This is a genomic window from Imperialibacter sp. EC-SDR9 (assembly GCF_902498805.1).
Classification (GTDB): domain Bacteria; phylum Bacteroidota; class Bacteroidia; order Cytophagales; family Cyclobacteriaceae; genus Imperialibacter.
Map to the genome: position 1 here is coordinate 49,464 of NZ_LR701594.1, position 11,719 is coordinate 61,182.

The window sequence follows — 11,719 nt, forward strand, 5'->3', positions numbered from 1 at the left end:
ACTAGGGTTGAGTAAGTTCATTGGCGAAGGCTTTCACATCGGTTCCTTCAAAATTGCCTGAACTCATAAAAAGAAAATTTGTATCAGAACCTTTCGACTCTTCGAGGAGCGTCTTCAGTTTACTCACGTTTGTAATGAATGTGAGGTCATTTCTGTTGAATGATTTGCGCAGAAAAGTCTCATCAATTTCGGAAATACCCCTGGCTTCAAGGACGTGAGGATTGATGAACACCACAGCTTTGTCGGCTGCGTTAAGGGTGTTTTTATAGGTGGGGATAAAATCTTTGTTGAGACTGCTGAACGTATGCAACTCAACGGCAGCCACCAGTTTCCGGTTGGGGTATATCTTTTTTACCGCTTTAACGGTAGCATCCACTTTGGATGGAGCATGTGCGAAGTCGTAAAAAACCGTCGTAGAATTGCTCTCAGCAACTTTATTAAGCCTTTTTTCGGCGCCAGTGAACGTGACCATCGCTTCATAAAAGGTGTCTTTCGGAATGCTTAGCAGTTTGACTAAAGACAAAGCAGCCTGCATGTTGCTCATGTTGTGGTCACCAAATATTTTGAGTTCCAGCTCCTTGCCTCCGTAGTTAACCACCGTTTTGCCATTGACGACAGAATGAGGATGCGTGCCATAGGCCACTCGTTTTACATCCGTACGTTCCTTGCCTGCAATAACCACTGCAAGGTCATCCATTTCATTATATATAAGTGTGCCGGCTTTTGGAGTAGCGTCGGCAAATTTATCAAACTGCTTTACATAGTCGTCGAAAGTGGGGAACACGTTCATGTGATCCCATGCCAAACCTGTAATGATGCCAATGTGATGATCGTATCTTAGGAACTTTGGTGTTGGATCGAGAGGGCTGGCGAGGTATTCGTCACCTTCTATAATGATGATGGGAGCGTTACTTAGCCTGATGGTGCGTTCAAACCCCGGTACATGAGCACCCACCACGTAATCGAAAGGCTTTTTGGCGTGCTGAAGCACGTGCATGATCATCGCCGTAACGGTGGTTTTTCCGTGACTGCCCGCTACCACTATTCGTTGTTTTGCCCGGCTTTGCTCCAGTATGAAATCAGGGTATGAGTATATCTTTATTCCCAGCTCCTGAGCCCTGGCCAGCTCCGGGTTGTCTTTTTTGGCATGCATGCCCACTACCACGGCATCCAGCTCTTTCGTTATCCTGCCGGCATCCCATCCAAAAGTCGCTGGCAGTAAACCATGTTTTTCTAAATTAGCTCTCGAAGGGTTGTAAATTTCATCGTCCGAACCGCTTACTGCGAGTCCTCTCTCTTTAAGTTCTATAGCGAGGTTGTGCATGACGGCACCACCAATTGAAATAAAATGTATCCTGTGAAGTTCAGCGCTCATGTATCAATTTTAACAAAACCAAAAATAGAACAATTAGGGCTGTCAGCAAATATTACTTTGCCCAAAAAGGACTTCCTTAATTAAATTGAATGTATGGACAATGATATGACCCTCGTGAGTGTTAATAAGTTGTTATTAAGATAGGGATAACTTGAGCTCGTTCAGGTTCGATTAAAGCGGGTTAATTTATAGGTTTGTCAACCTTAATTTTCACCTGAGAAAAACCAAAATAGTTGAATGGATAGTTTACCAATTTCCCGGTCGCAACCGGTCGGAAAAAGAAGAGTTTCAGTCAATGAATTGTCGGCGCAACTCGGCAAACTACCACCGCAAGCTATAGATTTGGAAGAGGCCGTCTTGGGAGCTTTGATGCTTGAAAGGGACGCACTCACCAATGTTGTAGACATACTCAAGCCGGAGAGCTTTTACAAAGAAGGCAATCAGGAGATATACAGAGCCATTCTGATGCTCTTTAACGACTCCCAGCCGGTGGACCTGCTCACGGTTACCTCCCAGCTTCGGAAAAATGGGAAACTTGAAATGGCTGGCGGGGCTTACTACGTCACAGAGCTCACAACCAAGGTCAATTCGGCAGCCAATATTGAGACTCACGCCAGGATCATTACTGAGCAAAGTATCAAGCGAGACCTGATACAAATTTCCTCTGAGGTGCAGCGGGATGCCTACGACGAAACGGTGGACGTGTTTGAGCTTCTGGATAAAACAGAGCAGCACCTTTTTGAGATATCAGAATCGCATATCCGGAAGAACTTTGAAGGGATGGATAACCTGATGCACAGGGCCATTCTGGAGCTGGAAGCCAAGAAACATCATAAGGACGGACTCACCGGTGTACCTAGCGGCTTCACGGCACTCGACAGGATGACATCAGGCTGGCAACCTTCCGACCTCGTTATTCTGGCAGCAAGGCCGGGTATGGGAAAAACTGCATTTGTAGTCTCAGCCATGCGGAATGCAGCTGTCGACTTTCAAAAACCGGTGGCGATATTTTCTCTTGAAATGTCGTCGATTCAGCTGGTAAATCGTCTCATTTCTGCTGAAGCAGAGCTTCCCAGCGAAAAGATCAAAAAGGGTTCCCTTGAAGAATTTGAATGGGCGCAGCTAATCCACAAAACGGACGGACTGGGCAAGGCACCAATTTTTATAGATGACACGCCTGCGTTGAGTATCATGGAGTTGCGTGCCAAGGCGAGACGACTGAAGGCCAAGCATGATATTCAGATGATTATCATCGATTACCTTCAACTCATGAAGGGAGACACCTCTAAAGGGGGTTCCGGCAATCGTGAACAGGAGATTGCGTCTATTTCAAGGGCCTTGAAAGGCATTGCTAAGGAATTGAATGTGCCGGTTATCGCACTGTCGCAGCTTAGCCGGGCCGTGGAAACCAGGGGAGGGGACAAGCGCCCAATGCTTTCTGACTTGCGTGAATCTGGTTCGATCGAGCAAGATGCGGATATGGTAATTTTCCTCTATCGCCCCGAATATTATGGTATTACGCAAGATGAAAATGGCATGCCTACCCAAAATGTGGGTGAGGTAATCATAGCCAAGCACAGAAATGGATCGCTGGATACTGTGCAGCTCAAGTTTATTGGCAAATTTACCAAGTTTGCTGACCTCGAAGACAATAGCGGATTTGGTTTACCACCTTCTGGTAATTTCCGCCCATTACCGCCTGATCCTTCAAGCACCATTACCCTGCAAAGCAGAGCGAATTCTCCTGATGGAGATTCCGAAAATGATCATACATTTGAGGATAATTCACCCCCATTTTAGATATTGGCTGTATGAAGGCACTTAAACTAGTCAACGAAACCGCCGACCATGTTAAATTGGTCGATATGCCTGAGCCCACACCCGGAAAAGGCGAAGTATTGATAAAGATGCAGGCAGCTGCCCTGAATCATCGGGATCAGTGGTGCAGGGAGGGAAAATACCCCAATATCAAATTTGACGTGGTGCTGGGCTCCGATGGTTGTGGGGTGGTTGAGCAGCTCGGCCCTGATACTGACGAAACCTGGAAGGGCAAGTCGGTGATTATTAACCCCAATATCAACTGGGGAAGCAATCCAGAGGTGCAATCTGCTCAGTATCGGATTCTTGGGATGCCGGACAATGGCACACTGGCGGAATATGTGGTGGTGCCGGTTGATCGGTTGTTTGAAAAGCCAACGCATTTAACTCCAGAACAAGCGTCGGCGCTGCCTTTGTGTGGGCTGACCGCTTATCGGGCACTTTTTACCCGTGGGAAGCTAAAAAGAGGGCAAAATGTGCTGGTGTCTGGTGCGGGTGGTGGAGTGGCTGTTTATGCGTTGATGTTTGCGAAATTGGCAGGTGCCAATGTATATGTCACTTCCGGCAGCAAAAGCAAAATTACGCAGGCAGTAGCCCTTGGTGCGGTGGAGGGCTTTGATTACAACAACGAAAAGTGGGCGCAAACAGCGCTGAAATCTTCCGGTGGATTTGATCTGATTGTGGACAGCACTGGTGGACAAATGGTTAACCAATACCTCAGAGTATTAAAGCATGGAGGCCGGGTAGTCATTTATGGTGCCAGTTCAGGAATCCCCAAAACACTTGATGTGTTCAGAATCTTCTGGAATCAGCTAACTATTCAAGGCTCCACCATGGGCAATGATCAGGAGTTCGAGCAAATGGTTGATTATGTGAACAGAACTCAAATGCTTCCTGTGGTTGATTCTGTCCGACCATTTTCTGATGTGGTGGCGGCCTTTGACAAAATGAAGCAAAGGAAGCAATTCGGAAAGCTCGTTGTTACGTTCTGATTTACAAACCTTCTTCGATTTGAAAGTTCATATAGGCATTTTGCAGTTCTGCCAGTGCTTTGGTTGCCTTTTGAGTTTTGGCCAGGTTGATGCCATTTTCGAAAGTTGCTGTGGCCTGTTCCGTAAGCCCCATTTCCCAAAACAAGTGGGCCGCCTGATAATAGGTAGCTAAATAGTCGGGGTGTGCCTCCAATAACTGATCAAAATATTCTTTGGCTTTCACGGGAGAATCAGTTCTATATTCTGTGGCAAGCGCATATAACAAAAAAGGGTCTTGTGGTGTTTCTTTAAGGAAAATTAACAGCTTTTCTATCCTTTCGTTACCCATGTTCACTCGTTTTTATTTTTACCCCAATTGGTTAACTTCACGACGAAATTAGTGTTTATACAATTAAGCAACATCAACTCATTTAAGGAATTGGCAAGCCTGTCATTTTGCATCAGAAAATGGCAGATCGCTGGCGAATTTCGAAACGCTGGCAAGGCACTGGCCGAAGCCTGAATAATAAAACCAGATATGAAGATATTAGTCTGCATTACCCACGTACCCGACACCACTTCAAAGATTGCTTTCACAGACGGTAACACCAAGTTTGACAGCAATGGAGTACAGTATATCATTGGCCCCTACGATGATTATGCGTTGGCGAGGGCAGTTGAGCTGAAAGAACAAACGGGTGGAACTATTACCGTTTTAAACGTAGGCACAGTTGAGACAGAGCCTACGCTTCGCAAAGCACTCGCAATTGGAGCAGACGACGCCATTAGGGTGAATGTGGCTCCGGCCGATTCATTTTTTGTTGCGGCCCAAATTGCTGAAGTTGCTAAAGCTGAGAGCTTTGACCTGATCCTGATGGGGAGAGAGTCAATTGATTTTAATGGAGGTATGGTGCATGGGATGGTAGGCGAACTGCTGGGCATCCCCTCAATATCGCCGGTAATGAAGCTGGATGTGGAGGGGAACAAAGTGAAAATGACCCGTGAAATTGAAGGCGGAAAGGAGTTGCTTGAGGCTGAGTTGCCTTTAGTAGCAGGTTGCCAGGAGCCTATTGCCGAATGGAAGATCCCGAATATGAGGGGAATCATGTCGGCCCGCACCAAACCACTTAAAGTAGTTGAGCCCTCAGCCGTTGATGGACTGACTGTGACTGAGAACTACGAGCTGCCCCCTGCAAAAGGCCAGGTGAAGATGATCGACAAGGACAACATAGGGGAGCTTGTCAGGCTTTTGAAAGAAGAAGCAAAAGTGATTTAATTGTTTATTAACCCGAAAAGAAATTAGATATGGCAATATTGGTTTTTGCAGAAACTGCCGATAAAAAGATAAAGAAATCCTCGCTTGAGGCTGTGAGCTATGCCGCCGCTATGGGTGGTGACGTTGTCGCTGTGGTGCTGGGCCAGGTGGAAGGGGGCGAGCTCGACAAGATTGGAACAAGCGGCGGCACCAAAGTGCTTCATGCCGACGATGCCAAATTGAACGAAGGCGTGATCCAAGCCTATGCAAGTGTGCTGGCCGAAGCTACAGGCAAAGCTGGTGCCGACACGGTTGTGCTGGCCAAATCGTCGCTGGGTGATGCAGTAGCCGCCAGGCTGTCGGTAAAGATGGGAGCTGGCCTGGTCTCCAATGTGGTAGCACTCCCTCAGGGCAACAAGGTGAAAAGAAGCATATATACAGGCAAGGCCTTTGCTAATGTTGAGCTAAAGGGCAGCAAAAAGATCATTGCCATAAAGAAGAATGCAGTTCCGCTAAAAACTGATGGTGGTGCCGCTGTAGTAGAAAAATTCGCCCCTTCTCTTAGTGATACCGACTTCAAGGCAAAGATTACTTCGCAGGAAAAGGCCAAAGGCAAGGTGCTTCTGCCGGAGGCTGACATAGTAGTGTCGGGCGGAAGAGGCTTGAAGGGGCCGGAAAACTGGGGTATGGTAGAGGAGCTGGCCGATGCACTTGGAGCAGCTACGGGATGTAGCAAACCGGTGTCGGACATGGACTGGAGGCCTCATCATGAGCACGTAGGACAAACCGGTGTGAAAGTAAGCCCATCTTTGTATATTGCTATAGGCATTTCAGGCGCTATTCAACATCTTGCAGGAGTTAATTCGTCAAAGTATATTGTGGTGATCAATAAAGATCCCGAGGCTCCCTTTTTCAAAGCAGCTGATTACGGTGTAGCTGCCGATGCATTTGAGGTAGTTCCAAAACTAACTGAAGCTATTAAAGCGTTAAACAACTGATTTTTTGTGGATAAATTAAAGCTGGAAATTTTAGGTCTTTCTTCAAGCCAGTCGCAATCTGGCTCTTTTGCGCTTGTTTTAGGTGAGGTTGGTGGAAACAGAAGGCTGCCGATTATCATTGGCATGTTTGAGGCTCAGGCAATTGCCATAGAAATAGAAAAAATCGTACCCAATAGGCCAATGACGCATGACTTGTTCAAGTCTTTTGCGCATAATTTCAATTTTACCATCAAAGAGATAATCATATCTGACCTCAAGGAAGGTGTTTTCTTCGGGAAGATAGTTTGCTCTGATGGCTTCAGAGAAGTGGAAATCGATGCCAGGCCGTCGGATGCGATAGCTATCGGTCTGCGTTTTGGCGTGGAGATTTTCACTTATGAAGCGATACTGGCTGAGGCTGGCATAGTGCTGGGTGAGGAAGATGAAGAGGAAACTGATGAGGCACCAAAGGCTAAGGCATCCGCTTCCAAGGCTAACCCTAAAGGGTTCATGGACAAGCTGAAAGACTTTTCTATGGACAAACTTCAGGAGTTGCTGACAGAAATGCTTGGCAAAGAGGACTATGAAAAGGCTGCAAAGATCAGGGATGAGATGAATAAGAGAAATTGATTATTACTCAAAATATTGGAATAGCGGTCACCCAATAAATGGGTGACTTTTTTATTTTTGGCAGGTTTGCCATAACAACTACTGAATGGACTATCTGAGAGGCCTGATCGGAATTCTGCTTATTGCCGCATTTGCTTTCCTTTTTTCAAACAATCGAAAAGCCATCGACTGGAAACTCGTGGGGATTGGCATCTCCCTTCAGATAGTATTTGGCCTGTTAATCACCAAAGTTGCCTGGGTGGCGCACCTGTTCAATGGTGTTAGCGGTGCCTTTGTCACCTTCTTAAGCTTTTCCGACGACGGTGCTCGCTTTCTCTTTGGTGACCTGGCTGGCGACACCTTCGGTGTCATATTTGCCTTTAAGGTGCTGCCTACCATTATCTTCTTTTCCACTGTTTCTGCTGGTCTTTATTACCTGGGCATTTTGCAAAAGATTGTTTTTGGGATTGCCTGGATCATGTCACGAACGATGAGACTGTCTGGTTCTGAGGCGCTTTCGGCGGCTGGCAATATCTTTCTTGGGCAAACCGAAGCTCCGTTGCTGGTGCGTCCATTTGTGCCGAAAATGACAAAATCGGAGCTGATGTGCCTGATGACGGGCGGCATGGCGACGATCGCAGGAGGAGTGCTGGCAGGCTACGTGGCGTTTCTTGGTGGGAATGACCCGGTGATGCAAACCAAATTTGCGGCGTATTTGCTTAGTGCTTCTATCATGAATGCCCCAGCCGCCATTGTTATTTCTAAAATCATAATTCCAGAAGTGGAACCTGAGAAGATTGACAGAAAGCTGAAGGTGAACCAGGAGTCTCTGGGGGTTAACCTGATTGATGCGCTGTCGAATGGAGCTTCTGAAGGACTTAAGCTTGCTTTAAACGTCGGTGGGATGCTCCTTGCCTTCATCGCTGTGATTGCGGCTATCAATTACTTTCTATCCAATGTGGTAGGCGATATTACCGGACTAAATGCTATAATTTCTTCAAGCACCGACGGTCGCTTTACCGGATTTTCGCTGGAATATATCCTTGGCCAGGTTTTTAGAATTTTTGCCTTTGTAATGGGAGTAGACTGGAACGAGACGCTGGCAGTGGGAAGCTTACTTGGACAAAAAACAGTTATCAACGAATTCGTTGCCTACCTGGGCTTGTCGGAGATGAAAACCGCCGGTTTGCTTTCCCCAAAAGCGATTGTCATTTCCACCTATGCGCTCTGCGGTTTTTCTAACTTTTCAAGTATTGCTATCCAGGTGGGGGGCATAGGTGGAATGGCCCCTAACCAGCAGGGTAACTTATCCAAACTAGGAATGAGAGCACTTCTTGCGGCCACGCTGGCCTGCATGATGACCGGCACTATCGCCGGTGCCCTGGTGGTTTATTAATCCGTAAAACTTATTTCATATTGAGGGCTGTTGGCTGATCGAAATTTTCCGGTACTTCACGGAAAATTTAACAATCATCGTTCGCTGAAATGACCGTGAACAGTTTTTCACTCTATCAACTTTCATACAGATCTGATACGTTCTATGATCAGGAGGGATTTTTGTTCGATACCCGACAATATAGCCTATTCAAATACGGCTGCCATGTGAGTGCCCGGATCTATGCTGACCAAATCACTGAGAGGCTTCTGCGTGACTATGGGCATTGGCGAAATGAGCAGGTGATTGTGTGTGCCTCGGCTTACAAAGTAGCGCCCACGGCAGCGGAAGCGATTGCTCAGTTGGTTTATGAGTCGCTTCAGGGCTATTTTCCTTTGCTTCAAAAAGCCAAGGTTGGAAGAGAAACTGTGTTTGCTAATGACTATGGGTCGATGCCGACGGCTGACAGGTTTTCACTCATGGATAGAAATATTCTTACTATCGATGATCACCTATTCAGACATAAAAAGTTGATTTTGGTAGACGACCTGCGGGTAACAGGCGCCCACGAAAGAAAGTTGACTGACACAATAGCCGGGGTGGTAGACGAAGTAGTTTTTGCATATGTGGGTTTCCTGCAAGGCGACTTCCTTCCATCGGTGGAGTTTGATATTAACAACACTGCAATTACTTCAGTGAATGATATTCTTGCAATTATTGAGAAAGGCCTTTTCCACGTCAACGCCCGGGTTTGCAAATATGTGCTGTCGTACCAAAACCTTGGTGAACTAAGGAGTTTTCTTCTTGAGATACCGCCAGCGGTTTTGACTCGTCTGGATGACTGTATCTGCGGCGATGGCTACCATGTGATGCCAGAGTACGAAACAAATTATCTTCTGCTAAGAGAGGTGTTGGATGGCAAGCCCGCCCTGCTTTCATTGGCAGTTTAGCACAAGGTTGGGGTCGGGGCAAACCTTTTCAAAGAGACTTCTGTCAGACAGAGCGGCGACCCCCGGGTAATCTCCAACCTTTCCCATCAAGTCTGTGATTAGTTGAAAGTGCAGGTGAGGCGGCCAGTTGCCATTTTCTTCGTTGTCGCCCAGTGTAGCAAATTTTGATCCTCGCTGGATTTGTTCACCGATAGATAAGCTGATTAATGACGACCGGCTCAAATGGCCATAGAGTGTGTAGAAGACTTGGCCATCCAGCAGGTGTTTCAAAATGATCGTGGGTCCGTAATTGGCGAAGCCGATATTGTCAGCAAAGCTCTCAACGAAGCCGTCCAGCGGGCAATAAAGAGCGGTGCCAGCAGGTACCCAAAGGTCAATGCCCAGATGAAGGCTCCTGGGCTCACCCTGCCCGTCGAAGTGTTTACTTCTCCTGTAGATTTCCCGGTGCTCCATATATCCACCCCAACCGATTTTTCCATCCAGCTGTTCTTCCATCCATTCGGTGAACGCCACTGTGTTGTTGACATCGACAGCCATCAACTCCTTGTTGTACCTGGACATGTCTACCTTTATCAGGTTGGAGGTGTCGTGTACACCTTTCATTACCTCATGAAAGCTGGATTGATATTTTGAAAGAATTTCTTTGAGTTGCATAAAAAGCCCTTTTGATTTCAAAAGGGCTTCAAATTACATTTTTTAGTGTTAACTATCGTTGGGTTTAGGAGCCCCTTCGAGGATTTCCTTATTGGCAAAGCTCTCATACTTTTTGAAATTATCGACAAAGGCTCTTGCCAGCTCATTGGCCTTTTTATAATACCTCTCATCATCATTCCAGGTCTGCCTTGGGCTAAGCACGTGATAGGGCACGCCAGCGCATTCCAAAGGAATGAGGGTGCCAAAGATGCTGTGTGGCTTGTAGGCCACATGCTCCAGGTTGCCTTCAAGTGCCGCCGAAATCATTGCCCTCGTGTACTTTAGCTTCATGCGTTCGCCAACGCCGTAGGGGCCACCTGTCCATCCTGTGTTTACCAGCCAAATATTGACCTGGTGCTTATCCATTTTTTCCCCGAGCATTTCTGCGTAGGTTGTTGGGTGCAATGGCATGAAAGGGGCACCAAAACATGCCGAGAACACCATTTGTGGTTCGGTGACGTCTGCCTCAGTACCGGCAACTTTGGCGGTGTATCCTGAGATGAAATGATACATGGCCTGACCCTTTGTTAGCTTCGAAATAGGAGGCAACACACCGAAAGCATCCGCTGTTAAGAAAAATATGTTCTTAGGAATACCTCCAATAGAAGGGGAGACAGCACTTTTTATGTGGCTGATCGGATAGGCTGTGCGGGTATTTTGCGTGACTGATTTGTCTGTGTAGTCAACTTCGTGTGTTCCTGGAAAAAATCTGGTATTCTCCACAATGGCACCAAACGATATGGCATCCCATATCTCGGGCTCTTCGTCCCGGGTTAAATTAATGACTTTAGCGTAGCATCCGCCTTCAAAATTGAAAACTTTCTTGTCTGTCCAGCCATGCTCGTCATCGCCAATCAACATCCTTTCAGGATCAGCTGAGAGTGTGGTTTTGCCTGTGCCGGACAGGCCGAAAAAGATAGCTGTGTCTCCTTCTTTGCCAATATTGGCGCTACAGTGCATCGACAGCACGTGGTGGTCGTGTGGCAGCAGGTAATTCAAAACTGAGAAAACACCTTTTTTCATTTCCCCGGCGTAGCCTGTACCTCCTATAAGAATCACTTTTTTGCTCATGTTGAGGATGGCAAAGTTTTCCTGCCTGACACCATCAGTTTTGGGGTCGGCTTTGAATTCCGGGATACAAATGATGGTGAAATTGGGAGCAAAGTTTTTGAGTTCATCCTTTGTTGGGCGAAGGAACATGTTGTGGCAGAATAGATTTTGCCAAGCAAGGGTATTCACGATTCGCAGATTTAGTTGGTAGTCTTTGTCGGCTCCTGCGTAAGCGTCCCTTATGTAAACCTTCTTTCCTTCCAAAAAGGTGACCATCTTATAATATAGCTTGTCGAAATAGGCTTCTGAGATAGGGATGTTGATGTCTCCCCACCAGACGGTCTTCTCCGTTTTTTCGTCTTTCACAATAAACCTATCCTTCGGAGACCTACCTGTAAACTGGCCTGTGTCGCACATAAACGCTCCAGTACTGGTGAGGTGACCTTCCTGATTCGACAGTGCTTCCTCAATCAACTCGGCCGGGCTGAGGTTCCATTTCAGTTCTTTAGCCGTGCGTTGGAGTTTTTCCATCGGCGACCCGGAATGTGGCTCCCATGTAAAAACTTCGGGGGCTTTTGAGATTACATCTTGCATAAGGAATTTTTGGGTTATATGTTGTATTCAATGTAACTAGCTCTTCAGTCAA

11 protein-coding genes are annotated in these 11,719 nt (G+C 46.7%); 7 read left to right on the forward strand and 4 right to left on the reverse strand.

Translation table 11 applies throughout. The features are described from left to right. Position 1: 1 nt before the first annotated feature. Positions 2-1,375, reverse strand: a complete 1,374-nt coding sequence (murC, locus tag GC130_RS18990) for a UDP-N-acetylmuramate--L-alanine ligase (protein ID WP_151999931.1) — start codon at positions 1,373-1,375, stop codon at positions 2-4. Between the two features lie 237 nt (positions 1,376-1,612). On the opposite strand from murC, the gene dnaB reads away from it, so the two are divergent. Both dnaB and GC130_RS19000 read left to right on the forward strand, forming a co-directional pair. Next, on the forward strand, positions 1,613-3,175 hold the full coding sequence (gene dnaB / locus GC130_RS18995; protein WP_151999932.1) for a replicative DNA helicase: 1,563 nt from the start codon (positions 1,613-1,615) through the stop codon (positions 3,173-3,175). 11 nt (positions 3,176-3,186) lie between these two features. Continuing rightward, positions 3,187-4,185 (forward strand): zinc-binding dehydrogenase, encoded by a 999-nt coding sequence (locus tag GC130_RS19000; RefSeq protein ID WP_151999933.1) that lies wholly within the window; start codon positions 3,187-3,189, stop codon positions 4,183-4,185. 1 nt (position 4,186) lies between these two features. Here the strand turns inward: GC130_RS19000 and GC130_RS19005 are convergent, their stop codons facing one another. Continuing rightward, positions 4,187-4,513 (reverse strand): tetratricopeptide repeat protein, encoded by a 327-nt coding sequence (locus tag GC130_RS19005; protein WP_151999934.1) that lies wholly within the window; start codon positions 4,511-4,513, stop codon positions 4,187-4,189. Between the two features lie 189 nt (positions 4,514-4,702). On the opposite strand from GC130_RS19005, the gene GC130_RS19010 reads away from it, so the two are divergent. From GC130_RS19010 to GC130_RS19030, 5 genes are all read left to right on the forward strand, one after another. Beyond that, positions 4,703-5,440: an electron transfer flavoprotein subunit beta/FixA family protein gene (locus GC130_RS19010; RefSeq protein ID WP_151999935.1), complete on the forward strand. Its 738-nt coding sequence runs from the start codon at positions 4,703-4,705 to the stop codon at positions 5,438-5,440. A gap of 29 nt (positions 5,441-5,469) precedes the next feature. Then, positions 5,470-6,417 (forward strand): electron transfer flavoprotein subunit alpha/FixB family protein, encoded by a 948-nt coding sequence (locus GC130_RS19015; RefSeq protein WP_151999936.1) that lies wholly within the window; start codon positions 5,470-5,472, stop codon positions 6,415-6,417. Positions 6,418-6,423: 6 nt separating this feature from the next. Then, positions 6,424-7,026 (forward strand): bifunctional nuclease family protein, encoded by a 603-nt coding sequence (locus tag GC130_RS19020; protein ID WP_151999937.1) that lies wholly within the window; start codon positions 6,424-6,426, stop codon positions 7,024-7,026. Between the two features lie 85 nt (positions 7,027-7,111). After that, on the forward strand, positions 7,112-8,401 hold the full coding sequence (locus GC130_RS19025) for a NupC/NupG family nucleoside CNT transporter (RefSeq protein ID WP_151999938.1): 1,290 nt from the start codon (positions 7,112-7,114) through the stop codon (positions 8,399-8,401). 89 nt (positions 8,402-8,490) lie between these two features. Continuing rightward, positions 8,491-9,330 carry a phosphoribosyltransferase family protein gene (locus GC130_RS19030; protein WP_151999939.1) on the forward strand — a complete coding sequence of 280 codons (840 nt, stop codon included), beginning with the start codon at positions 8,491-8,493 and terminating at the stop codon, positions 9,328-9,330. Here the strand turns inward: GC130_RS19030 and GC130_RS19035 are convergent. Both GC130_RS19035 and pckA read right to left on the reverse strand, forming a co-directional pair. Continuing rightward, a complete protein-coding gene (locus GC130_RS19035; protein WP_226940549.1) occupies positions 9,316-9,984 on the reverse strand; it encodes a peptidoglycan DD-metalloendopeptidase family protein in 669 nt (222 codons plus the stop codon). The genes GC130_RS19030 and GC130_RS19035 overlap by 15 nt on opposite strands. A 48-nt stretch (positions 9,985-10,032) precedes the next feature. Then, complete coding sequence (gene pckA, locus GC130_RS19040; protein WP_151999980.1) at positions 10,033-11,604, reverse strand: phosphoenolpyruvate carboxykinase (ATP); 1,572 nt, start codon at positions 11,602-11,604, stop codon at positions 10,033-10,035. Positions 11,605-11,719 lie beyond the last annotated feature (115 nt).